This is a genomic window from Burkholderia humptydooensis, from assembly GCF_001513745.1.
In the GTDB taxonomy this organism is placed as follows: Bacteria; Pseudomonadota; Gammaproteobacteria; order Burkholderiales; family Burkholderiaceae; genus Burkholderia; species Burkholderia humptydooensis.
This window is the reverse complement of sequence record NZ_CP013380.1, coordinates 468191-490923: the sequence shown is the minus strand read 5'-3', so window position 1 is coordinate 490923 and position 22733 is coordinate 468191. Positions and strand designations below refer to the sequence as shown.

The window sequence follows — 22733 nt, the reverse complement described above, 5'->3', positions numbered from 1 at the left end:
GGCATCGCTCCCGCCGGTGCACGTTCGATGCAACGCCGAATCCGACGACGGCCGACATCGTATCGATATCGACGCGGCCGCGGCGCGTCGTCCCGACGCCGGCGCAGCCAGCCCGCGGCGCGCCGAGTACAATGTCGGCTTGCGCCGCGCAACCGCGGCACCGCCGCCGGCGTCGGGATGATGCGCCGCGGCCGCTTCCACGAACCGAATCCGCACGTCGTCGCCGCCGGCCCAGCCGGCGCGCGGCCGCGTGAATTTCCACTCTTTCAATCACGCAGATGGCCCAATACGTTTTCACGATGAACCGGGTCGGCAAGATCGTGCCGCCCAAGCGCCAGATCCTGAAGGACATCTCGCTGTCGTTCTTCCCCGGCGCGAAGATCGGCGTGCTCGGTCTGAACGGCTCGGGCAAGTCGACGCTGATCAAGATCATGGCGGGCGTCGACAAGGACATCGAAGGCGAAGCCACGCCGATGCCGAACCTGAACATCGGCTACCTGCCGCAGGAGCCGCAGCTCGATCCGCAGAAGACGGTGCGCGAAGCCGTCGAGGAAGGGCTCGGCGACCTGTTCCAGGCGCACAGGAAGCTCGACGAAATCTACGCGGCATACGCGGAGCCGGACGCCGATTTCGACGCGCTCGCCGCCGAGCAGGCGAAATACGAGGCGATCCTCGCAGCGAGCGACGGCGGCAGCCCCGAGCAGCAGCTCGAAGTGGCCGCCGACGCGCTGCGCCTGCCGCCGTGGGACGCGAAGATCGAGCACCTGTCGGGCGGCGAGAAGCGCCGTGTCGCGCTGTGCAAGCTGCTGCTCGAAAAGCCCGACATGCTGCTGCTCGACGAGCCGACCAACCACCTCGACGCCGAATCGGTCGAATGGCTCGAGCAGTTCCTGACGCGCTTCCCGGGCACCGTCGTCGCGGTCACGCACGATCGCTACTTCCTCGACAACGCGGCCGAATGGATTCTCGAGCTCGACCGCGGCCACGGCATTCCGTGGAAGGGCAACTACAGCAGTTGGCTCGACCAGAAGGAAGATCGCCTGAAGCAGGAAGAAGCGGCGGAATCGGCGCGCCAGAAGGCGATCAAGAAGGAACTGGAGTGGGTGCGCCAGAACCCGAAGGGCCGCCAGGCGAAGTCGAAGGCGCGTATCGCGCGCTTCGAGGAGCTGAGCAGCCAGGAATATCAGAAGCGCAACGAGACGCAGGAAATCTTCATCCCGGTCGGCGACCGTCTCGGCAATGAAGTGGTCGAGTTCAAGAACGTCAGCAAGGCGTACGGCGATCGCCTCTTGATCGACAACCTGAGCTTCAAGATTCCGGCGGGTGCAATCGTCGGCATCATCGGGCCGAACGGCGCGGGCAAGTCGACGCTGTTCCGGATGCTCACGGGCAAGGAGCAGCCGGATTCGGGCGAGATCGTGCAGGGCCCGACGGTGAAGCTCGCGTACGTCGACCAGAGCCGCGACGCGCTCGACGGCAGCAAGACCGTGTTCGAGGAAATCTCCGGCGGCGCGGACGTGCTGACGGTCGGCAAGTACGAAACGCCGTCGCGCGCGTACATCGGCCGCTTCAACTTCAAGGGCGGCGATCAGCAGAAGAACGTCGGCAACCTGTCGGGCGGCGAGCGCGGCCGGCTGCATCTCGCGAAGACGCTGATCGCGGGCGGCAACATGCTGCTGCTCGACGAGCCGTCGAACGATCTCGACGTCGAGACGCTGCGCGCGCTCGAAGACGCGCTGCTCGAATTCGCGGGCTCGGTGATGGTGATCTCGCACGACCGCTGGTTCCTCGACCGGATCGCGACGCACATCCTCGCGTTCGAAGGCGATTCGCAGGTCGTGTTCTTCGACGGCAACTACCAGGAGTACGAAGCCGACAAGCGCGCGCGCCTCGGCGAGGAAGCGGCGAAGCCGAAGCGTCTGCGCTACAAGCCGATCAGCCGGTAACGGCCGGCGCGCGGCGCGCGCCAAGTCCGCCGCGCAGCCGTCCCGCGCCGACGCGCCGACGCTTCGCCGCGTCGTCAGCCGGGCACGCCCAGCTCGCGCAGCCGCGCCTGAGTCGCTTCGGCGCTCGTGTGGTGAATCCCGTGCCAGCCGAGCGCGGTCGCGGCCGCGGCGTTCGTCGCGTTGTCGTCGATGAAGACGAGCTCGTGCGGCGCGACGCCCGGCACGTGCGGCACGATCCGCGCGTGCATCTCGCGGTAGATCGCCGGATCGGGCTTCACGAGCTTCACGCGGCCGGACACGACGATGTCCTTGAAGCGCCGCAGCACCGGAAAGTTCTCCCACGCATACGGAAACGTCTGCGCGGACCAGTTCGTGAGCCCGAAGAGCGGCACGCCGTGCGCGTCGAGCCTGTCGACGAGCGCAGCGCCGCCCGCGAGCTCGCCGCCGATCATCTCGTGCCAGCGCGCGTAGAACGCACGGATCAGCGCTTCGTGCTCGGGGAACTGCGCGACGCGCTCGTCGGTTCCCGCCTCGATCGTCTGGCCGCCGTCCTGCCTGACCACCCAGTCCGTCCCGCACACGTGCGTGAGGAACCAGCGCCGCTCGACTTCATCGGGAATCAGTTGCCTGTACAGATACTCGGGACTCCAGTCGATCAGCACGCCGCCGAAATCGAACACGACTGCCTTGATGGTCATGCGAACTCCGTGGCGAGCACGTCGTCGAGCGGCCGCGGTGCGACGCCGTTGCCCGAAAACGAACAGTTGTTCCAGATGAAATTGTGATGCGCGACGACTTGTGCCGCGCTCAGGTGCGCGCGGTCGTTCGTCGTATGCAGGTCGGAGACGACCGTCGTCCGGTAGCCGAGGAGCGCCGCGCGGCGCGCCGCCGAATCGACGCAGAACTCCGACGCGTAGCCGCAGATCACGACCGCGTCGACGCCGTGCGCGCCGAGCTGCGCGGCAAGCGGCGTGTCGTGGAAAGCGTCGCTCTCGCGCTTGCGGATTCGCCAGTCGGCACCCGCGCACACGAGATCCGCGTGCAGTTGCCAGCCGGGCGTGCCGGGCACGACGTCGTCGTCCGCGCCGCCGTCGTGCTGCACGAAGCACACGGGCGCGCCCGCCGCGCGCGCCGCCGCCGTCAGCCGGTTGATGCCCGCGACGACCTCGTCCAGCCGATACGCGGGCTTCGCCCGCTGCAACAGCCCGCGCTGCATGTCCACCACGATCACCGCCGCCTTCGCCATGCGTCGCCCTCCGTTTTTATCGCTCGATCATTCGTCCCGCCTGCCGCGCCGCTGTCGCGCCGTCGCCGGCGGACCGGCGTCGGGCGGCGTCGGCGGCCGCGCGCCCGTCAGATCGGCTGCGTGCGCGCGTCGAGCCACGCCTTCGCGTCGCCCGACACGTGCTTGCCGACCCGCTCGCGCACCGTCGCATGATACGCGTTCAGCCACGCGCGCTCGCCGTCGTCGAGGAGCGCGGGCAGCACGCAGCGCGTGTCGATCGGGCAGAGCGTCAGCGTCTCGAATTCGAGGAAGTCGCCGAACTCGGTCCGGCCCGCCGCGCGGTTCACGACGAGATTCTCGATCCGCACGCCCCACTTGCCTGGCCGGTACACGCCCGGCTCGATCGACGTGATCATCCCCTCTTCCATCGCCGTGTACGGCTCGGCGGACGCATAGTGCGAGATCACCTGCGGCCCCTCGTGGACGTTCAGGAAATAGCCGACGCCGTGCCCCGTGCCGTGCCCGTAGTCGAGCCCGGCCGCCCACATCGGCGCGCGCGCGATCGCATCGAGCATCGGCGAGCGGATGCCGCGCGGAAAGCGCGCGCGCGACAGCGCCATCATCGCCTTCAGCACGATCGTGAAATCACGCCGATGCGCGTCGCCGATCGCGCCGACCGGCACGACGCGCGTGATGTCGGTCGTCCCGCTCAGATACTGGCCGCCCGAATCGACGAGCAGCAGGCCGTCGCCTTCGATCGTCGCGTGCGCGGCGCGCGTCGCGCGATAGTGCGGCATCGCGCCGTTCGCGTTGAAGCCCGCGATCGTCGCGAAGCTCGGCGACACGTAGCCCGGCCGGCGCGCGCGCGCGGCCGTGAGCTGCTCGTCGATCGTCAGCTCGGTGATCGTCTCGCGGCCGAGCGCGCGCTCGAACCATGCGAAGAATTCGGCGAGCGCCGCGCCGTCGTGCTCCATCGTCGCGCGCACGTGCTCGATCTCGGCGGGCGTCTTGCGCGACTTCGCGAACGTCGACGGATTCACCGCCTCGATCACGCGCACCTGCTGCGGCACCGCCTGCAGCAGCCCGTACGTCACGCGGCGCGGATCGATCAGCAGCCCCGCGCCCTCGGGCAGCGCGGCGAGCGCCGCGGCCGCGGCGTCATACGGCTTCACGTCGACGCCGTCCCGCGCGAGCGACGTCGCAAGCTCGGCCGACACCTTGCCGTCGGCGACGAACAGCGTCGCGCGCTCGAGGCCGACGAGCGCATGCGCGACGAACACCGGGTTGTAGTTGACGTCGGCGCCGCGCAGGTTGAAGAGCCACGCGAGATCGTCGAGCGTCGACACGAAGTGCCACTGCGCGCCCTGCTCCTGCATCGCGCGGCGCACCTGCGCGAGCTTGCCCGCGCGGGCCGTGTCGGCCTGCGGCGCCGCATGCTCGAACACCGCGTCGTCGGGCAGCGACGGGCGCTGCGGCCAGATCGCGTCGAGCAGGTCGAGATCGGTGCGCAGCACGATGCCGCGCGGCGTGAGCGCCGACGTCAGCGCGCGCGCCGCCGCGACGCCGAGCACCGCGCCGTCGACGCCGACCGTCGTGCCCTCGGGCACGTGCTCGGCGAGCCATTCGACGTGCGGCTGCGTCTGCTGGCCGCCCGCTATCTTCATCAGTGCGACGCCCGTGCCGGCGAGCTGCGCCTCGGCCTGCACCCAGTAGCGGCTGTCGACCCAGAGGCCCGCGAAATCGGCGGTCACGACGAGCGTGCCGACCGAGCCGGTGAAGCCCGACAGCCATTGACGCGCCTGCCAGCGCTCGGGCAAATATTCGGACAAATGGGGATCGGCGGACGGCACCACGTAGGCGGTCAGATCCTCGCGCGCCATCGCGCCGCGCAACAGGGCAAGACGCGCCGGCACGGGCGACGGATCGGGAAGTCGGGCATTCATGATTTCACCTGCAAACGTTCAGCGGCGGGCCGACAGGCCCACCGTCACGGCAACGGCGAAAAGCGCGGCGGCAGTGCAGACCGGCCATTCGAGCGTCTCGCCATCGTAAAAGAGTCCTGCGACATTGCCTGCCATCTTCGCGGCCGCGGCGCCGAGCACGCCCGCCGCGACCGCGAGCCACAGCGACGCGCGGCTCAGCCGCCGCAGCGGATTGAGCGCCGAGCCGAGCAGGCCGACGGCAAAGCCCAGCACGACGATTCCAAACCAGTTCATTCCACGCCTCTTTCGCTGTCGGACTCGCCCCGTCGGCGCGAACGGCGTGCGACGTCCTCCATATCATCGACGCCGCGCGACGCGGCTGGCCGCGCGGGCGCGTCGGCTCGCAGGACGGGTTCCGGCCACGCAAACCGCCGATCGACGCATGATGCACCGACGGCGCAACGTCCGGTGCGATCCGGCACGGCCGCGGCACCGCTCGTTGCGACCGCATCGACACGCCGGCGCACCGAGCCGCCCGTTCGACGCCGCGCCCGCGTATCGCCCACGTATCGCCCGCATATCGCGAGCCATCGCGCGGGCCATCATTTTCGCACCGTTTGGGGGTCGATTTTCAAAAAGGCGCGGCATGGCGTCGCGCCTGGCGGACGGCCCGCCGCGACGGCGGGCGGCTTCGCTCCCGCGCGGCGCCCTTGCCGAGCGCGGCCGACGCGGCCCGCCGGGCCCGCGTGCGGGTGCGGAGGTGCGGAGGCGGCGCGCGGCCGCACGGATCGCGTGGACGGGCCGCGAACGGGCCGCGATATGCGCCGACCATCGATTTGTCGTCGAAACGCTATAATATGGGACTAAACGATAGCCTCTTGGACATGCAGCTCCTCACGATCGGAATCAACCACCACACTGCGCCTGTCGCCTTGCGCGAACGCGTGGCGTTTCCGCTCGAACAGATCAAGCCCGCACTCTCGACGTTCAAGAGCGTCTTCCTCGGCCATCCGGCGCCGAACGCGCCCGAGGCGGCGATCCTCTCGACCTGCAACCGCACCGAGCTGTACTGCGCGACCAACGATCGCGCGGCGCGCGACGCGGCGATCCGCTGGATGTCCGACTATCACCGGATTCCCGCCGACGAGCTCGCGCCGCACGTGTACGCGCTGCCGCAATCCGAGGCGGTGCGACACGCGTTTCGCGTCGCGTCCGGGCTCGATTCGATGGTGCTCGGCGAAACGCAGATCCTCGGCCAGATGAAGAACGCGGTGCGCACCGCGTCCGAGGCAGGCTCGCTCGGCACCTACCTGAACCAGTTGTTCCAGCGCACGTTCGCGGTCGCGAAGGAAGTGCGCGGCACGACCGAGATCGGCGCGCAGTCGGTGTCGATGGCGGCTGCGGCCGTGCGGCTCGCGCAGCGGATCTTCGAGCAGGTCGCGCAGCAGCGCGTGCTGTTCATCGGCGCGGGCGAGATGATCGAGCTCTGTGCGACGCACTTCGCCGCGCAAGGCCCGCGCGAGCTCGTCGTCGCAAACCGCACCGCCGAGCGCGGCGCGAAGCTCGCCGAGCGCTTCGGCGGCCGCGCGATGCCGCTCGCCGATCTGCCCGCGCGGATGCACGAGTTCGACATCATCGTGTCGTGCACGGCGTCGACGCTGCCGATCATCGGCCTCGGCGCCGTCGAGCGCGCGGTGAAGGCGCGCCGCCACCGGCCGATCTTCATGGTCGACCTCGCGGTGCCGCGCGACATCGAGCCCGAAGTCGGCAAGCTGAAGGACGTGTTCCTCTATACCGTCGACGATCTCGGCGCGATCGTGCGCGAAGGCAACGCGTCGCGGCAGGCCGCGGTCGCGCAGGCCGAGGCGATCATCGAGACGCGCGTGCAGAACTTCATGCAGTGGCTCGACGCGCGCAGCATCGTGCCCGTGATCCGCCACATGCATACGCAAGCCGACGCGCTGCGCCGCGCGGAAGTCGAGCGCGCGCACAAGATGCTCGCGCGCGGCGACGATCCGGCCGCCGTGCTCGACGCGCTGTCGCAGGCGCTCACCAACAAGCTGATTCACGGCCCGACGAGCGCGCTCAACCGCGCGAACGGCGCCGACCGCGATTCGCTGATCGAGCTGATGCGCGGCTTCTACCAGCACGCGCCGCGCTCGTCGGACCGTTAGCGGCGCCCGGCCTGCCCGTCCCCTCCTTCCCCTTTTCGAATTCCTCCCTGGGAGCATCGCTCCGCACCATGAAGACGAGCATGCAAAGCAAGCTCGACCAGCTCACAACCCGGCTGGCCGAACTGAACGACCTGTTGAGCCGCGAGAACGTCACCGCGGACCTCGACCAGTATCGCAAGCTGACGCGCGAGCACGCGGAGATCGGCCCTGTCGTCGAGCATTACGCGCAGTGGCGCCAGGCGCGCGCCGACGAGCTCGCCGCGCAGGAACTGCTCGCCGACGCCTCGATGCGCGACTTCGCCGAGGACGAGCTGCGCGGCGCGCGCGACCGGATGAGCCGCCTCGCGGCCGAGCTGCAGACGATGCTGCTGCCGAAGGACCCGAACGACGAGCGCAACATCTTCGTCGAAATCCGCGCGGGCACGGGCGGCGACGAATCGGCCCTCTTCGCGGGCGACCTGCTGCGGATGTACCTGCGCTACGCGGAGCGGCAGCGCTGGCAGGTCGAGATGATGTCGGAGAGCCCGTCGGACCTCGGCGGCTACAAGGAAGTGATCGTGCGGATCGCGGGCTATGGCGCGTACTCGCGCCTGAAGTTCGAATCGGGCGGCCACCGCGTGCAGCGCGTGCCCGCGACCGAAACGCAGGGCCGCATCCACACGTCCGCGTGCACGGTCGCGGTGATGCCGGAAGCCGACGAGATCGGCGAAGTCGAGATCAATCCGGCCGATCTGCGGATCGACACGTTCCGCGCGTCGGGCGCGGGCGGCCAGCACATCAACAAGACCGATTCGGCGGTGCGCGTCACGCACATTCCGACGGGGATCGTCGTCGAGTGCCAGGACGACCGCTCGCAGCACAAGAACAAGGATCGCGCGCTGAAGGTGCTCGCCGCGCGGATCAAGGACAAGCAGTATCACGAGCAGCACGCGAAGGAAGCGGCCACGCGCAAGAGCCTGATCGGCTCGGGCGACCGCTCCGAGCGGATTCGCACGTACAACTTCCCGCAGGGCCGGATGACCGATCACCGGATCAACCTGACGCTGTACAAGCTCGAGCAGATCATGGACGGCGACCTCGACGAGTTGATCGCCGCGCTCGTCAGCGAGCATCAGGCCGAGCTGCTCGCGTCGCTCGGCGACGCCGAATGACGACGCCCGCCACCGCCGCCGAGCTGCTGCGCGCGTCGCCGCTCGATGCGCTCGACGCGCGGGTCCTGCTCGCGCACGCGCTCGGCTGGACCCGCACGCAGCTCATCACGCGCGCCGACGAGCCGCTCGACGCGGCGGCGATCGAGCGCTATCTGGCGCTCGAAGCGCGCCGCGCGGCGGGCGAGCCCATCGCGCAGCTCACCGGCGCGCGCGAGTTCTTCGGCCTCGAATTCGACGTCACGCCGGACGTGCTGATCCCGCGCCCGGAAACGGAGCTGCTCGTCGAGACGGCGCTCGACGCGATCGACGGCATCGCGTCGCCGTGCGTGCTCGATCTCGGCACGGGCAGCGGCGCGATCGCGGTGTCGATCGCGTCCGGGCGGCCCGACGCGCGCGTGTGGGCGCTCGACCGGTCAGCCACCGCGCTCGACGTCGCGCGCCGCAACGCGCGCAAGCTGCTCGATCCGGCGCGCCCGGGCGGCCCGCTGCGGTTTCTCGAAAGCGACTGGTACGCGGCGCTCGATCCCGGCCTGCGCTTTCACGTCGTCGTCAGCAACCCGCCGTACATCGCGCGGCACGATCCGCACCTCGCCGAGGGCGACCTGCGCTTCGAGCCGCGCGGCGCGCTCACCGACGAGCGCGACGGGCTCGCCGCGATCCGCGCGATCGTTGCGGGCGCGCATGCGTTCGTCGCGCCGGGCGGCGCGCTGTGGATCGAACACGGTTACGATCAGGCCGCCGCGGTGCGCGCGCTCCTCGGCGCGGCGGGCTTCGCCGACGTCGAATCGCTCGCGGATCTCGCGTCGATCGAGCGCGCGACGGGCGGCCGCCTGCCCGGCTGACGCGGCGCCCGGCGCCCGCCAGCCCAAGGGAAATCCAGTATCATTTCTCATTCACGCCCAGCTACAGCAAGGTCAGTCATGGACACCCAACAACGCATCAAGCAAATCGTCGACGAAAACCCGGTCGTGCTCTTCATGAAAGGCACCGCGCAATTCCCGATGTGCGGCTTCTCGGGCCGCGCCGTCCAGGTGCTGAAGGCGTGCGGCGTCGACCAGTTCAAGACGGTCAACGTCCTCGAAGACGAGGAGATCCGCCAGGGCATCAAGGAATTCTCGAACTGGCCGACGATCCCGCAGCTTTACGTGAAGGGCGAATTCGTCGGCGGCTCGGACATCATGATGGAGATGTACCAGTCGGGCGAGCTGCAGCAGCTCTTCACCGCCTGATCGCGCCCCTCCGATGGAGCCCCGCCCGGCGCCGCCGCGGCGCCTGATCGTCGCGATCACGGGCGCCACCGGCGCGATCTACGGCGTGCGCATGCTCGACATGCTGCGCGCCTCGGGCGGCGTCGAAACGCACCTGCTGATCTCGAGCGCCGGCTGGCTCAACATCCAGCACGAACTGCAGTTGCCGAGGGACGACGTGCTGGCGCGCGCCGACGTCGTCCATTCGGTGCGCGACGTCGGCGCGAGCATCGCGTCCGGCTCGTTCGCGACCGACGGCATGATCGTCGCGCCGTGCTCGATGAGGACGCTCGCGAGCATCGCGCACGGGCTGTCCGACAACCTCATCACCCGCGCCGCCGACGTCGTGCTGAAGGAGCGCCGCCGGCTCGTGCTGCTCGTGCGCGAAACGCCGTTCAACCTCGCGCATCTGCGCAACATGACGGCCGTCACCGAGATGGGCGGCGTGATCTTCCCGCCGCTGCCCGCGTTCTACGCGATGCCGAAGACGATCGACGAGATGGTCGACCATACGGTCGCGCGCGTGCTCGACATGTTCGCGCTCGGCGCGCCGCTCACCGCGCCCTGGCAGGGGCTGCGCGAGCACGGCTGACGCCGTCGCGTCCCAGCCGGGACGGCGGCGTTTCCGTTCCGCGTCGGCTTGCTCGCCGACTCCATCCGTTCTGTCCGTGGTCTTCGTTCCTGCGCAGCCGCGCCTCGCTGCGTCGCGCCGCGGCAAGGAATCGGGAACCGCACCGCTGCGGTCGCACGATTAACAACAAAAGAGATACAATCAAATCCATTTTTCGCATTTATCAATGATCGGTGCGAGCCTATAGTCGTAGGCAATATCATTTCGCAGCAGTCCCGATCATCATGAACCGCCTTCCGTCCCTTTATCTGTCGCACGGCGCGCCGACGCTGCCGATCGACCCGGCGCTGCCGTCCGGCGCGTTCACCGCGCTCGGCGGCGAACTGCCGCGCCCGCGCGCGGTGCTGATGTTGTCCGCGCACTGGCTCACGCAGCAGCCCGCCGTCAGCACCGCCGAGCGGCCCGAGACGATCCACGATTTCTACGGCTTTCCGCACGCGCTCTATGAAATCCGCTATCCGGCGCCCGGCGCGCCCGACGTCGCGGCCCGCGCGGCTGCGCTGCTGGGCGACGCGGGCATCGAGACCGCCGCCACGCCGCACGGCCTCGACCACGGCGCATGGGTGCCGATGCTGCTGATGTTCCCGCACGCCGACGTGCCCGTCGCGCAGTTGTCGATCCAGCCGCGCGCCGATGCCGCGCACCACTTTCGCGTCGGCCGCGCGCTGCGGCCGCTGCGCGACGACGGCGTGATGGTGATCGGCTCGGGCCAGATCACGCACAACCTGCGCGCGGCGGATTTCTCGGCCGCGCCCGGGGACGCGGACCCGCGCGTCGCCGAATTCACCGGCTGGTTCGAGGAAAAGCTCGCCGCGCGCGACGTCGACGCGCTCCTCGACTACCGCCGCCAGGCGCCGCACGCGGCGCTGATGCATCCGACCGACGAGCACCTGTTGCCCGTGTTCGCGGCGCTCGGCGCGGCGGACGACGACTATCGGCTGAGGGTCCAGTCGCTCGGCACGTATCAGCGCGTGCTCGCGATGACGAACTACGTGTTCGACTCGGCGGCCTGACAGGCGCGAGAATCGTCCCAAAACACGAAGCCCGCCCGGGACATCCCGGGCGAGCTTCGTTCGGAAGATTCGGCCTCCGCCGCCGGCGATCTCGGGCGACGGATCGCGCGATTACGCGCCGACCCCTTCGAGGATCTCGTCGCGCGACTCGCGCTCGTCGAGATACTCGGTGCGATAGCCGGTGCTCACGCCCCAGTAATAGAACACGAGCGCGATCGCCGCGACGACCAGCATGTCCCAGCCGTAAGGCAGCATGCCGTGGCCGCCGAACTCCTTACTGCCGATGAGCGACAGCACGGCCATCGTCGGCAGGTACGCGACGAGCCACCACGCGGCCTTCAGGTCGCGGCCCCAGCCCTGCCAGCCAGCCTTGCCCTGGTAATAGAAGTAGACGGGCAGCGCGACGATCATCAGCAGGATGATCTCCCCCGTCAGCGGCCACTTCGCCCAGTACAGGATCAGCGACGCGCAGACGAACGCGAACGGCGCGATCAGCTTCATGCACGGAATCGACAGCGGACGCTCGAGATCCGTCGCCGCGCGGCGCAGCGCCATCAGGCTGATCGGGCCCGTCAGGTACGAAATCACGGTCGCGACCGAGATCACCGCCGCGAGCGAGCTCCAGCCGCGGAAGAAGAACAGGAAGACGAACGACACGATCAGGTTGAACCACATCGCGGGACGCGGCACGCCGTACAGCGGATGCACGCTGCCGAAGATCTTCGGCATCGTGTTGTTGCGTTCCATCGCGTAGATCATGCGGGTCGTCGTCGCCATGTAGGTCGTGCCGGTGCCGCTCGGGCTCACGAACGCGTCGACGTACAGCAGGATCGCGAGCCAGTTCAGGTTCAGCGCGATCGCGAGCTCCGCGAACGGCGACGCGAAGTTGAAATGCGTCCAGCCCTTCGCGACGTCGACCGGGTTCACCGCGCCGATGTACGCCACTTGCAGCAGCACGTAGATCACGAGCGCGATCAGGATCGACGAGATCACCGCGAACGGCACGCTACGCGACGGGTTGCGCGCTTCGCCGGCGAGGTTCACGGGGCTCTGGAAACCGTTGAACGCGAATACGATGCCGCTCGTCGCGACCGCCGTCAGCACGGCCGACCAGCCGTACGGCGCGAAGCTCGCCGAACCGCCCGCCGTGCCGAGGTTCTCGCCGTGGAAGCTCGACAGCAGCAGGCCCGCGATCGTGAGGCCGGGAATCAGGAACTTGAAGATCGTGATCGCGGTGTTCGCACGCGCGAAGAGCTTCACGCCCCAGTAATTGAGCAGGAAGTAGATGACGACGAGGACGGCGGACAGCAGCAGCCCCGGTGTCGTGAGCTCGCCGTTGACGAAGAGCGCGTGCGCCCACGCATAGGGCCACGTGCTCATGTACTGGATCGACGCCTCGGCCTCGATCGGAATCACCGAGACGATCGCGATCCAGTTCGCCCACGCGCTGATGAAGCCGACGAGCGAGCCGTGCGAGTAGCGCGCATAGCGCACCATGCCGCCCGATTCGGGGAACATCGCGCCGAGCTCGGCGTACGTGAGCGCAATGGCGAGAATCACGACCGCGCCGATGATCCACGCGCAGATGGCGGCGGGCCCGGCGATCTTGGCGGCCTTCCATGCGCCGAACAGCCAGCCCGATCCGATGATCGAACCCAGCCCTGTCAGCATCAAGGCGAACGGACCGATGTTCCGTTGAATAGAACTCTTCACAACCTCTCCTATGTCTCAACAAGCAAGGTCGGCACGCCGCCCGGGATCGAGCCGGACGGCACCGCGCATGCATTCTTGGGGGGACAGGTTGCCCGATCGGGAGCAACCCATCCGCGCGCGGCGCGTAGTTTAACGGTTGCACCGGGCAATGAACGCAAAATTCGATCATCCCCTACAAAAAATCCGTGACATTAGCAAGCTTTGTAAGCTCTAATGTTGGGTTATCTAAGAAAAACCCTGAGACATGATCGAAGACGATTGACCGTCGAATCGAATAGTCGTATAAACGGTCTGGCAGGATTTCAAGCGGCGAGTGAATAGGTTCTTTCGTAGTTCGCCCATCAACGGTACTCCGGTTGGTCCCATTACCCCCTTCCTTGATTTTCATGCGCTCCCCGGGCTTTGGCCCTGTTTTACATTTTTAGGAACAAGTTATGGCAATCGGTACCGTCAAGTGGTTCAATGACGCCAAGGGTTTTGGTTTCATCACGCCGGAAGGCGGTGGCGAAGATCTCTTCGCGCACTTCTCTGAAATCCGCGTCGACGGCTTCAAGACGCTGCAAGAGAACCAGAAGGTCGAGTTCGAAGTGAAGACCGGCCCGAAGGGCCTGCAGGCAGCGAACATCAAGCCGCTGTAAGCGCAGCGCGAGATTTCGCAGCACAGTGAAAAGCCCCGCTTCGGCGGGGCTTTGTTTTGTCCGGCGCGCGACGCGTCAGCCGCCGTACACGCGCTGCGCATGAATGCCGAGGCCCGTCGCGACGCTCGCAAGGCGATCGCCGTACACCGGCTGCGCATCCGGGAACGCCGCCGCGAGCGCGCCCGACAGGAACGCGAGCCCCGTCGAGCCACCCGTGAAATACAGCGCGCCGACGTCGGGCGGCGCGATCCCCGCGAGCCGCACCGTCTCGCGGGCGGCATCGACGATCCGCGCCGTCTCGTCGCGGCTCGCGTCGATCAGTTGATCCGCGTCGAACGCGATCAGCAGATCCTCCTCGACATCGTTCAGATCGATCATCGTCTCGCCGCCCGCCGACACGCCGATCTTCGCTTCCTCCGCGCGCGCGGCGAGCGCGTGGCCGAGCCGCTGCACGACGACGCGCAGCAGGCGATCGAAATGGCGTGCGTCCGCGTACAGGTGCTTCATCAGCTTGAGCTCGCCGATGCGCTTCGGCGTGTAGACGGTATTGATCAGGTGCCAGGTCGCGAGATCGAAATAGACCCGGTTCGGCAGCTCGCGGCCCTCCGGATCGAGCGCGCGGTAGCCGAACGCGGACAGCACCGCCGACAGCTCGACGCGCCGGTCATAATCGGTGCCCGCGATGTGCACGCCGTGATGCGCGAGCACGTCGCCCTTGCGCTCGAGCCGGCGCATCCGCTCGGGGCCGACCCGCACGAGCGAGAAGTCCGACGTGCCGCCGCCGATGTCCGCGACGAGCACGAGCCGCTCGGCGTCCTGCCGCGATTCGTAATCGAATGCGGCCGCGATCGGCTCGTACTGGAACTGCACGTCGGCCAGCCCGACCGCGTGCGCGGCCGCCTCGAGCTGCTGCTGCGCGAGGCGGTCGGCGCGCGGATCGTCGTCGACGAAAAACACCGGGCGGCCGAGCACCGCGCGGCCGATCGCGCCGCCCGCGCACGCCTCGGCCTTCTGCTTCAGATGCATCAGGAACAGCGCGATCACGTCGGTGTACGCGATCGCGGAGCCGTCGCCGAGATCGGTCGTCGTTTCCGCGAGCGGCGAGCCGAGGATGCTCTTCATCGAGCGCATCAGGCGGCCGTCGAAACCGTCGATGTACGACGCGAGCGCCGCGCGGCCGTACTCGCGGGCCCCTTCGTCGGTATTGAAGAAGATGGCGGTGGGCAGCGTCAGATGCTCGCCCTCGACGGGAGCGAGCCGCATCCCGGTCGCGCCGCCGCCGCGCGGCAGCGCGACCGCGGAATTGGACGTGCCGAAGTCGATCGCGCAATAAGTCATGGGCGGGCCGCCGGACAGCGGTGGGAAACGGAAGGACCGGCTTTTTATCACGAAACCGCCGCGCGTCACAACCGGGGCGCGAACGGATGCGGGCGAGGCTCGGGGCGTGGGTGAACAGCCGACGCAGGCGGGACGGCGCAGGGCGGTGCGGACGGGCGCGGCGGGGAAGGATCGAAGGGGCGGGAAGGCTCCGCCGCGTATCGGCTTTGGAAACCGCGCGGCGGCCCGGCGCGCTCGTCACCGAGGGCCACGATCGACGCAATCGCCCCCCATCGGCAACGCGCCGCGCGCGCCGGACATGCGTTTCGTTACATCAAGCCACCGACGAGAACGGCTTTTGCCACGCATCCGCGTAGACGACCTCGCCGATCGGATGGCGGGTGCGCGGCGCGCGTTCGCGCTCGCGCAGCACCGGCTCGAGCTTGTCGGCGTCGCCGTAGTGGCCAACCGAGATGATCGCGAGCGGCTCGACGTCGGCGGGAATCGCGAATGCGTCGCGGAACGCCTTCACGTCGAAGCCGCTCATCTGGTGCGCGGCAAGGCCGAGCGCGTGCGCCTGCAGCACGAGCGACATCGCAGCCGCGCCGGCGTCGTAGAGCGCCGTCGGACTCGGCTCGCCCTTCGTCGTGAGCGTGTGCGCGGTCACGGCGATCAGCACGGGCGCGGGCGCGTTCCAGCCCTGGTTGAACGGCACGAGCGTCGAGAACGCGCGCTTGAACGCGACCTCGTCCTTGCTGCGGTCGAACACGATGAAGCGCCACGGCTGCGCGTTGTATGCGGACGGCGCCCAGCGCGCCGCTTCGAGCACCGCATGCAGATGCTCGGCGCTGACGGGCTCGCTCGAATACGCGCGCGGACTCCAGCGGCCGGCGATCAGTTCATGAATCGAAACAGAAGTGGGAGCGGGTTTGACGGACATGCGTTTCCTCACCAATTTTTAAAAAAGGGCTCGGTCGCCCGGAACAGATACGTCAGCATAACCGCTTGTCGGCGAACTTGCCGGACCGGACGCGCAAATGCAAATCGGCGTCTGCGCAAAGGGAGGCCGGGCGCGGCTCGCCGGCCCGCGCTCCGGGCGCGGCGCGGCCGCGCCGATCACGCGACGCTCGCCGCTACCCGCGCCGCGCCGCGATTGATCCGCAACACGATCAGCGCGCCGACGACGCACAGCCCGCCCGAGATCATCGACGCGACCGTATACGTGCCGAGGCTCGCGCGCAGCATGCCGGCGCCGAGCGCCGCGAACGCCGCGCCGAGCTGGTGGCCCGCGACGATCCAGCCGAACACGACGGGCGCCGCGTCCTTGCCGTACACGTCGGTCGCGAGGCGCACGGTGGGCGGCACGGTCGCGATCCAGTCGAGCCCGTAGAACACCGCGAAGAGCGGCAGCCCGAAGAAATCGATGCCGAACGCGTGCGGCAGATAGATCAGCGACAGCCCGCGCAGCCCGTAATACCAGAACAGCAGCACGCGGCTGTCGTAGCGGTCGGACAGCCAGCCGGACATCGTCGTGCCGACCAGGTCGAACACGCCCATCGCCGCGAGCAGCGACGCGCCCTGCACTTCCGTCATCCCGTAGTCGCCGCACATCGCGATCAGGTGCGTGCCGACGTAGCCGTTCGTGCTCGCGCCGCAAATGAAGAAGCTGAAGAACAGCAGCCAGAAGTCCCGCGTCTTCGACGCGGTCGCGAGCGTGCCGAACGCGACCGCGATCGGGTTGCGCTTCGCGCCGTCGTCCGCGCGCGGCGCGTTCGCGGGCTCGCCGTACGGGCGCAGCCCCACGTCGGACGGCCGCTCCGGCAGCAGCAGCGCGACGAGCGGCACCGCGATCGCCACCGCCGCCGCCACCGTCAGCACGACGGGCCGCCATCCGTGGTGTTGCGCGATCGCCGCGAGCATCGGCAGGAACACGAGCTGGCCCGTCGCGGAGCTCGCGGTCAGCAGCCCCATCACGAGGCCGCGCCGCGCGACGAACCAGCGCGCGACGAACGTCGCCGACAGCGTGAGCGCCGCCACGCCCGTCGCGCCGCCCACCATCACGCCCCAGACGAGCACCATCTGCCACGTCGCCGTCATCATCGACGACAACGCGACGCCCGCGCCCATCACCACGAGCGCGGCGAGAATCGTCGGCCGCACGCCGAAGCGCTGCATCGCCGCGGCCGCGAACGGTCCGGTCAGCCCGTAGAGCGCGATGTTCACCGAGATCGCGAGCGAGATCGACGCGCGGCTCCAGCCGAACTCGTGCTCGAGCGGCACCATCAGCACGCTCGGCGTCGCGCGCGTGCCCGCCGCCGCGAGAAGAATCAGGAACACCACTGCCGCCGCGAGCCAGCCGTAATGGAAACGCCCGCCTATCCGCTTTGCCGCCCAGTTCATTCGTTTCACTCCTGACGCCGGCCGCGCCGAGCCCGTCGGCGCGCCGGTGGTTGAGGGGAAGATGCGCCGATCATTGTTACCGATCAGTCACAAGCGGTTGCGATCCTAGTGACTGCTCGGTAACATGTCAAGCATTCAATTTCGCAGTCGGGATCGAACATGGCCACCATCGTCGCCAAAACTGCCGCCAAGAGCGCCGCCCAACCGGCCGGCCGCCGCACGCGCGGCACCCAGGTCGCGGGCGCGCAGGCGCAGCAGCACCTGCTCCGCGCTGCCGAGGAGCTGTTCTATCAGGAAGGCGTTCGCGCGGTAGGCGTCGATGCGGTCGTCGAGCGCGCGGGCGTCAACAAGATGAGCCTTTACCGACAGTTCGCGTCGAAGGACGAACTCGTGCTCGCATACCTCGATCGAATGGACGCATGCTTCTTCGAGCGCCTCGACACGAGCGTCGCCAAGCATCTGGGCGATCCGAAGGCGCAGCTCGTCCAGTATTTCGACGACCTCGCGCAGCGCGCGTCGCAGCCGGGCTACCGAGGCTGTCCGTTTGTCAACGTCGCGACCGAATTTCCGGATCTCGATCATCCGGCGCGGCGCGCGGTCGCCGACAACAAGGATCGGCTGATGGCGCGGCTCGTCGCGCTGTCGGAAGCGGCGCGCGCGCGCGAGCCGCGGGCGCTCGCCGGCGCGCTCGCGCTGCTGATCGAGGGCATTTACGCGGCGAGCCAGACGTACCGGCCGGGCGCGTCCCCGATAGGCTGCGCGCCGGGTGTCGCGCGGCAGTTGATCGACGCGGCGTGCGCGTGACGCGCCGCCCCGGCCCGCTACAATCGCGGCTTGATCGCCACGCCGTTTCCGCCATGACCGAAGTCTCTCCGCCCGACGCCGACATCCTCGCCGCCACCCGCCACTGGCTGACGCGCGCGGTGATCGGGCTCAATCTGTGCCCGTTCGCGAAGAGCGTCCACGTGAAGCGGCAGATCCGCTACGCGATCAGCCGCGCGACGTCGCTCGAAGCGGCGCTGACGGATCTCGAAAGCGAGCTGCGCCGCCTCGACGCCGCCGATCCCGACGAAATCGACACGACGCTCCTGATCTTTCCGAACACGTTCGACGATTTCCTCGACTACAACGACGCGCTGTGGTTCGCCGATCGCCTTCTGCAACAGTTGCGCCTCGACGGCACGCTGCAGATCGCGAGCTTCCATCCGCACTATCGGTTCGACGGCGCCGAGCCCGACGACATCGAGAACTACACGAACCGCGCGCCGTATCCGATCCTGCACTTGCTGCGCGAGGCGAGCATCGAGCGCGCCGCCGACGCGTTCCCGGACGCGGCCGACATCTACGAACGCAATCAGGCGACGATGCGCCGCCTCGGCCACGCGGGCTGGCGCGACTGGATGGCGCAGCCCGGCGAAGGCGAAAGCGAAGACAAGAACGAAGGCAAGGAAGAAGCGCGGTAGCGCGCAGCGCGAAGGCACGCCGCCGAACGCTTTCGCTTCGCGCGCAGCGAATGGCGCGTCACGCGCCGGAGATCACGCGCGCGGCTGCCCGGAATCCGCCGCGGCCGGCTCGGCGTGCGCATCGCCCGCCGTCCGCGCATCGGGCACGAAGAAGCGCTCGCGCAGCTCCGCGAGCCCGAACATGTCGAGAATCTCGTCGAGCCGCTCGTTCGGCTTGCGTCGCGGCAGGTTCTTGTATTGCGCGATGATGAGTTCGTTCTTCATCGAATGCTCCCAGCCGACGAGCTCGGTCACGCTCACCTGATAGCCGTGCGCCTCGAGCTGCAGGCAGCGCAGCACGTTCGTGATCTGGCTGCCGAACTCGCGCGTGTGCAACGGATGCCGCCACACTTCGGCCAGCGCGCTCGCGAGCGACTTCCCCTTGTTCCTGCGCAGCACGCCCGCGACTTCCGCCTGGCAGCACGGCACGAGCACGATGTGCCGCGCGCGCTTCGCGAGCGCGAAGCGGATCGCGTCGTCGGTCGCGGTGTCGCACGCATGCAGCGCAGTGACGACATCGACCGTTTCCGGCAATTTCGGCGACGCGATCGAATCGGCCACCGACAGATTCAGGAACGACATCCCGCCGAAGCCGAGCCGCGCGGCCAGCTCGGTCGAGCGCGCGACGAGCTCCTCGCGCGTTTCGATACCGTAGATGTGCGAGCCGGCGTGCGGACGCTCCTTGAAGAACAGGTCGTACAGGATGAAGCCGAGATACGACTTGCCCGCGCCGTGATCGACGAGCGTCACGCCGCCCTTTTCCCGCGCGACGTCCGCGAGCAGCGGCTCGATGAACTGGAACAGGTGATACACCTGCTTCAGCTTGCGGCGGCTGTCCTGGTTCATCTTGCCGTCGCGCGTCAGGATGTGCAGTTCCTTCAGCAGTTCGATCGACTGGTTCGGGCGGATTTCGTAGGTCTTGGTCGACATCGGGAAGCGGGCCGGCGCGGCCGCCCGGACCGGGGGTCGGGCGGCGGTGGGCGGCGTCAAGGCGTGCATGGAAGCGTCACAGTTTACCGAAAACCATCCGGGCCGCCCCGGCGAGCGTGCGGCGCGCGGCCCGCTAGTTGCGGGCGGCGAGCCGCCAGAGCGACGTCGTCTCCGCCGCGCGCGCGCGATGCAGCGGGTCCGCGGGGTCCGACGCCTTCGGATGCGCGGGCTTCACGTCGTCGCGACCGACGACGACGAGGCCCGCCGCCTCGATCCAGCCGAGCAATTCCTCGCGCGTGCGCAGGCCGAGATGCTCGGCGAAGTCCGACAGGATCAGCCAGCCTTCGCCGCCCGGCGCGAGATGCGCGGCGAGCCCGGCGAGAAAGCCCTTCAGCATCCGGCTGTCCGGATCATAGACCGCATATTCGAGCGGCGAGCTGGGCCGCGCGGGCACCCACGGCGGATTGCAGACGACGAGCGGCGCGCGCCCGTCGGGAAACAGATCGGCTTCGACGACCTCGACCCGCGATGCGTAGCCGAGCCGCGCGACGTTCCGAGCCGCGCACGCGAGCGCGCGCTTGTCCTGATCGGTCGCGACGACGCGCTCGACGCCGCGCGACGCGAGCACCGCCGCCAGCACGCCGGTGCCGGCGCCGATATCGAACGCAAGCGATGTCGACGGCAGCGGCGCGCGCGCGACGAGCTCGACGTACTCGCCGCGCACGGGCGAGAACACGCCGTAGTGCGGATGAATCCGCTCGCCGCCGAGCGCGGCGATCGGCACCCCCTTCTTGCGCCATTCGTGCGCGCCGACGATGCCGAGCAGTTCGCGCAGCGACGCGATCGAGCGCTCGCCGCCCGCGCCGTACGCCTCCTCGCACGCGGCGCGCAGATCCGGCGCGCGGCGCAGCGCGATCGAATAATCGGCTTCGAGCGGAATCAGCAGCATGCCGAGCGTGCGGGCGCGCTGCGCCTGCGCCATCCGGTGGAGGTTGAACGCGTCGACGGGCGTCGCGGCGGGCTTGTTGACCTTCTTGGGCTTGCGCTCGACGCGGCGCGCGAGCGCCTGCAGCAGTTGGCGCGCGTTCTGGAAATCGCCTTGCCAGACGAGCGCCGTGCCTTCGCACGCGAGGCGATACGCGACGTCGGCCGTCGTGCGGTCGTTGGCCACGACCGTGCGGCGCGGCGGCGGCGAGCCGGCTTCCGAGCGCCAGCGGACTACGTGCTCGACGCCGTCGGCGTCGGTCCAATGAAATTCGGGAAAGGCAGTCACGAGGAATCGGGAATCGTTGAGTCGACGGGCGGCGCGACGTGCCGCGGACGACACAGTACCGCGCTTTGCGCCGGCCGGCAAAAAAGCGCCGGGCGCGCGCTGGCGACGTGCGGGTTTTTTTCGCGGCCAAGGTCGCCACATCGATCGCCGCTCGTCGAGCGCCGCGCCGCACATGCCGCCCGCAGCGCCCGCTTTCGTCAGACCTTCGCCGGCGCGGCCCCGGTGCGGCGCTTCGGCGTCAACGCATGCGCGAAGCGCACGAACGGCGCTTCGCAGAGCCGATGGCTCGCCCACGACAGCGCGATCGCCGGCAGGACCGGCAACGCCATGTAGAAGCTAAGCGGCAGGTCCGTGATCCCGTATCGTTCGCACGCCCACAGCAACAGATACAGCGGAATGCCGTGCAGCAGATAGATCGAGTAGCTGATCTCGCCGAGCCACGCGAAGAGCCTCAGCCGAATCTTCAATACAGTTGCTAGCGCAACGAAAATCGCGATGCCGAACACGTAGCCGAACGACGCCGACATGTGCACGAAGTCGCCGTGCCGCCAGTTCGCCGCCGCCATCAACAGCGAGATCGCGACGATGAAGAGCGCGAGCGCGACGGTCGCCGCGCGATACGTGAGCGGCCGGCGGCCGCGCATCCATTCGAACGTCTGCGACGGCGTCTCGTACGCTTGCCTGAAGCACGCGCCCCAGAACATGATCGCGAGGTGATAGAGCATCCCCTTGTACTGGCCGAGCGCGCTCGCCGGAACGATCTTGAGCGCCGACGTGACGACGAAGAGCACGCACAGCCCCCCGCAAACGGCGCACAGGTCGCGCATGCGATGCAGCGCGCCGGCGCGAAACAGCAGCACGCACAGCACGTAGAAGTACAGCTCCGTTTCGAGCGTCCAGTAGTGCCCCATCACCGGATCGCGGCCGAACGCAGTCGGGATCATCGTCACGTTCGCGAGCAGGCCGGACGCGTCCATTCGCAGCCCGAACAATAGCCAGTACACGAGATAGCCGAGCGGCAGCGACAGCCAGAATGCCGGATAGAGCCGAAAGAAACGGCGCACGACGAAGCGGCGCGTGCCCTGCGAAGGCGTGCCGCGCAGGCTGGTCGGAATCAGCATCCCGCTGATGCAAAAGAAGATGACGACGCCGATGCGCCCGAAATTCACCGAGCGCTGCACCGCGTCCAGCACGTGCTGCGAGGCTGCGAGCCTGTCGAACAGCTCCGCGTAGTGCGTCCACATGACGAACAGCACGGCGACGGCGCGCATTGCATCGACGTGCGCGAAACGGCTCGGGCTGGTGGAATCGGACATGGCTGGATCGATCGTACGGCTGGCGCTGCGCGCGAAACGGCGACGCGCGCAGACTCGACGCATGCGTGCGCGCCGAGCGGCATCGCCGCCTCGTCACCACACCGTACCGCGCGGCGCGCGCGCTTTCCGTGCGGCACCGCACGCAGCGGCGCGCGACCAGCGGGATCGATCAGCCGGGCGACGTCGCGTGCGGCCCGGTAAACGCTCCGCTCGGCGCAGAAGGCGCGGACGCATGTCCGCATGACGAACCGCGTCGCGCGCGAGATACGCATCGCCATGCGCGCGCCTCGGCGCACGCTCCTCCGCTCGTCAGCGAATCACGACTGCCGAAAGGC

21 protein-coding genes are annotated in these 22733 nt (G+C 68.6%); 10 read left to right on the top strand and 11 right to left on the bottom strand.

Annotation, left to right across the window (positions count from 1 at the left end; genetic code table 11):
• Nucleotides 1-278: 278 nt before the first annotated feature.
• A complete protein-coding gene (gene ettA, locus AQ610_RS02305; RefSeq protein WP_006029428.1) occupies nt 279-1946 on the top strand; it encodes an energy-dependent translational throttle protein EttA in 1668 nt (555 codons plus the stop codon).
• Nucleotides 1947-2020: 74 nt separating this feature from the next.
• On the opposite strand, the gene AQ610_RS02300 is transcribed toward ettA, so the two are convergent.
• From AQ610_RS02300 to AQ610_RS02285, 4 genes are all read right to left on the bottom strand, one after another.
• On the bottom strand, nt 2021-2644 hold the full coding sequence (locus AQ610_RS02300; protein ID WP_009913717.1) for an HAD family hydrolase: 624 nt from the start codon (nt 2642-2644) through the stop codon (nt 2021-2023).
• Nucleotides 2641-3192, bottom strand: coding sequence for an isochorismatase family protein (locus AQ610_RS02295; RefSeq protein ID WP_006029426.1), 552 nt, complete (start codon nt 3190-3192; stop codon nt 2641-2643). Before AQ610_RS02295 ends, AQ610_RS02300 begins: the two co-directional genes overlap by 4 nt.
• 107 nt (nt 3193-3299) lie before the next feature.
• Nucleotides 3300-5114, bottom strand: coding sequence for an aminopeptidase P family protein (locus AQ610_RS02290; RefSeq protein WP_006029425.1), 1815 nt, complete (start codon nt 5112-5114; stop codon nt 3300-3302).
• Nucleotides 5115-5132: 18 nt separating this feature from the next.
• A complete protein-coding gene (locus AQ610_RS02285; RefSeq protein ID WP_006029424.1) occupies nt 5133-5387 on the bottom strand; it encodes a hypothetical protein in 255 nt (84 codons plus the stop codon).
• Between the two features lie 590 nt (nt 5388-5977).
• Here AQ610_RS02285 and hemA point away from each other — a divergent pair.
• The 6 genes from hemA (at nt 5978) to AQ610_RS02255 (ending at nt 11309) form a co-directional block, all read left to right on the top strand.
• Nucleotides 5978-7267 carry a glutamyl-tRNA reductase gene (hemA, locus tag AQ610_RS02280; protein WP_009913721.1) on the top strand — a complete coding sequence of 430 codons (1290 nt, stop codon included), beginning with the start codon at nt 5978-5980 and terminating at the stop codon, nt 7265-7267.
• A gap of 68 nt (nt 7268-7335) precedes the next feature.
• Nucleotides 7336-8418 carry a peptide chain release factor 1 gene (gene prfA / locus AQ610_RS02275; RefSeq protein WP_006029421.1) on the top strand — a complete coding sequence of 361 codons (1083 nt, stop codon included), beginning with the start codon at nt 7336-7338 and terminating at the stop codon, nt 8416-8418.
• On the top strand, nt 8415-9260 hold the full coding sequence (gene prmC, locus AQ610_RS02270; protein WP_006029420.1) for a peptide chain release factor N(5)-glutamine methyltransferase: 846 nt from the start codon (nt 8415-8417) through the stop codon (nt 9258-9260). Before prfA ends, prmC begins: the two co-directional genes overlap by 4 nt.
• A gap of 78 nt (nt 9261-9338) precedes the next feature.
• Complete coding sequence (gene grxD, locus AQ610_RS02265; RefSeq protein WP_004186955.1) at nt 9339-9647, top strand: Grx4 family monothiol glutaredoxin; 309 nt, start codon at nt 9339-9341, stop codon at nt 9645-9647.
• Between the two features lie 13 nt (nt 9648-9660).
• Nucleotides 9661-10257, top strand: coding sequence for a UbiX family flavin prenyltransferase (locus AQ610_RS02260; protein WP_006029419.1), 597 nt, complete (start codon nt 9661-9663; stop codon nt 10255-10257).
• Nucleotides 10258-10520: 263 nt separating this feature from the next.
• A complete protein-coding gene (locus AQ610_RS02255; protein WP_006029418.1) occupies nt 10521-11309 on the top strand; it encodes a DODA-type extradiol aromatic ring-opening family dioxygenase in 789 nt (262 codons plus the stop codon).
• A 111-nt stretch (nt 11310-11420) separates the two neighbouring features.
• On the opposite strand, the gene AQ610_RS02250 is transcribed toward AQ610_RS02255, so the two are convergent.
• Nucleotides 11421-13022: an APC family permease gene (locus AQ610_RS02250; RefSeq protein ID WP_009913727.1), complete on the bottom strand. Its 1602-nt coding sequence runs from the start codon at nt 13020-13022 to the stop codon at nt 11421-11423.
• Nucleotides 13023-13456: 434 nt separating this feature from the next.
• On the opposite strand from AQ610_RS02250, the gene AQ610_RS02245 reads away from it, so the two are divergent.
• Nucleotides 13457-13660 carry a cold-shock protein gene (locus tag AQ610_RS02245; RefSeq protein WP_006029415.1) on the top strand — a complete coding sequence of 68 codons (204 nt, stop codon included), beginning with the start codon at nt 13457-13459 and terminating at the stop codon, nt 13658-13660.
• A gap of 75 nt (nt 13661-13735) precedes the next feature.
• Here the strand turns inward: AQ610_RS02245 and AQ610_RS02240 are convergent, their stop codons facing one another.
• The 3 genes from AQ610_RS02240 to AQ610_RS02230 form a co-directional block, all read right to left on the bottom strand.
• A complete protein-coding gene (locus tag AQ610_RS02240; RefSeq protein ID WP_009913728.1) occupies nt 13736-14998 on the bottom strand; it encodes an Hsp70 family protein in 1263 nt (420 codons plus the stop codon).
• Nucleotides 14999-15311: 313 nt separating this feature from the next.
• Nucleotides 15312-15917 (bottom strand): nitroreductase family protein, encoded by a 606-nt coding sequence (locus AQ610_RS02235; RefSeq protein ID WP_006029413.1) that lies wholly within the window; start codon nt 15915-15917, stop codon nt 15312-15314.
• Nucleotides 15918-16093: 176 nt separating this feature from the next.
• Complete coding sequence (locus AQ610_RS02230) at nt 16094-17377, bottom strand: MFS transporter (RefSeq protein ID WP_043283302.1); 1284 nt, start codon at nt 17375-17377, stop codon at nt 16094-16096.
• A 159-nt stretch (nt 17378-17536) separates the two neighbouring features.
• On the opposite strand from AQ610_RS02230, the gene AQ610_RS02225 reads away from it, so the two are divergent.
• Both AQ610_RS02225 and AQ610_RS02220 read left to right on the top strand, forming a co-directional pair.
• Nucleotides 17537-18181 (top strand): TetR/AcrR family transcriptional regulator, encoded by a 645-nt coding sequence (locus tag AQ610_RS02225; protein ID WP_006029410.1) that lies wholly within the window; start codon nt 17537-17539, stop codon nt 18179-18181.
• Between the two features lie 53 nt (nt 18182-18234).
• Nucleotides 18235-18840, top strand: coding sequence for a DUF1415 domain-containing protein (locus tag AQ610_RS02220; protein WP_006029409.1), 606 nt, complete (start codon nt 18235-18237; stop codon nt 18838-18840).
• Between the two features lie 72 nt (nt 18841-18912).
• Here the strand turns inward: AQ610_RS02220 and AQ610_RS02215 are convergent, their stop codons facing one another.
• From AQ610_RS02215 to AQ610_RS02205, 3 genes are all read right to left on the bottom strand, one after another.
• Nucleotides 18913-19809: a class I SAM-dependent methyltransferase gene (locus AQ610_RS02215; RefSeq protein ID WP_006029408.1), complete on the bottom strand. Its 897-nt coding sequence runs from the start codon at nt 19807-19809 to the stop codon at nt 18913-18915.
• Between the two features lie 133 nt (nt 19810-19942).
• Complete coding sequence (locus AQ610_RS02210; protein ID WP_009913729.1) at nt 19943-21082, bottom strand: methyltransferase; 1140 nt, start codon at nt 21080-21082, stop codon at nt 19943-19945.
• A 197-nt stretch (nt 21083-21279) separates the two neighbouring features.
• Nucleotides 21280-22398, bottom strand: a complete 1119-nt coding sequence (locus tag AQ610_RS02205; RefSeq protein ID WP_006029406.1) for an acyltransferase family protein — start codon at nt 22396-22398, stop codon at nt 21280-21282.
• Nucleotides 22399-22733 lie beyond the last annotated feature (335 nt).

Excerpts from the sequence above, each read along its gene's own strand:
- ettA (WP_006029428.1), top strand. The coding sequence starts at position 279 with ATGGCCCAATACGTTTTCACGATGAACCGGGTCGGCAAGATCGTGCCG.
- AQ610_RS02300 (WP_009913717.1), bottom strand. The coding sequence starts at position 2,644 with ATGACCATCAAGGCAGTCGTGTTCGATTTCGGCGGCGTGCTGATCGAC.
- AQ610_RS02295 (WP_006029426.1), bottom strand. The coding sequence starts at position 3,192 with ATGGCGAAGGCGGCGGTGATCGTGGTGGACATGCAGCGCGGGCTGTTG.
- AQ610_RS02290 (WP_006029425.1), bottom strand. The coding sequence starts at position 5,114 with ATGAATGCCCGACTTCCCGATCCGTCGCCCGTGCCGGCGCGTCTTGCC.
- AQ610_RS02285 (WP_006029424.1), bottom strand. The coding sequence starts at position 5,387 with ATGAACTGGTTTGGAATCGTCGTGCTGGGCTTTGCCGTCGGCCTGCTC.
- hemA (WP_009913721.1), top strand. The coding sequence starts at position 5,978 with ATGCAGCTCCTCACGATCGGAATCAACCACCACACTGCGCCTGTCGCC.
- prfA (WP_006029421.1), top strand. The coding sequence starts at position 7,336 with ATGAAGACGAGCATGCAAAGCAAGCTCGACCAGCTCACAACCCGGCTG.
- prmC (WP_006029420.1), top strand. The coding sequence starts at position 8,415 with ATGACGACGCCCGCCACCGCCGCCGAGCTGCTGCGCGCGTCGCCGCTC.
- grxD (WP_004186955.1), top strand. The coding sequence starts at position 9,339 with ATGGACACCCAACAACGCATCAAGCAAATCGTCGACGAAAACCCGGTC.
- AQ610_RS02260 (WP_006029419.1), top strand. The coding sequence starts at position 9,661 with ATGGAGCCCCGCCCGGCGCCGCCGCGGCGCCTGATCGTCGCGATCACG.
- AQ610_RS02255 (WP_006029418.1), top strand. The coding sequence starts at position 10,521 with ATGAACCGCCTTCCGTCCCTTTATCTGTCGCACGGCGCGCCGACGCTG.
- AQ610_RS02245 (WP_006029415.1), top strand. The coding sequence starts at position 13,457 with ATGGCAATCGGTACCGTCAAGTGGTTCAATGACGCCAAGGGTTTTGGT.
- AQ610_RS02240 (WP_009913728.1), bottom strand. The coding sequence starts at position 14,998 with ATGACTTATTGCGCGATCGACTTCGGCACGTCCAATTCCGCGGTCGCG.
- AQ610_RS02235 (WP_006029413.1), bottom strand. The coding sequence starts at position 15,917 with ATGTCCGTCAAACCCGCTCCCACTTCTGTTTCGATTCATGAACTGATC.
- AQ610_RS02230 (WP_043283302.1), bottom strand. The coding sequence starts at position 17,377 with ATGAACTGGGCGGCAAAGCGGATAGGCGGGCGTTTCCATTACGGCTGG.
- AQ610_RS02225 (WP_006029410.1), top strand. The coding sequence starts at position 17,537 with ATGGCCACCATCGTCGCCAAAACTGCCGCCAAGAGCGCCGCCCAACCG.
- AQ610_RS02220 (WP_006029409.1), top strand. The coding sequence starts at position 18,235 with ATGACCGAAGTCTCTCCGCCCGACGCCGACATCCTCGCCGCCACCCGC.
- AQ610_RS02215 (WP_006029408.1), bottom strand. The coding sequence starts at position 19,809 with ATGTCGACCAAGACCTACGAAATCCGCCCGAACCAGTCGATCGAACTG.
- AQ610_RS02205 (WP_006029406.1), bottom strand. The coding sequence starts at position 22,398 with ATGTCCGATTCCACCAGCCCGAGCCGTTTCGCGCACGTCGATGCAATG.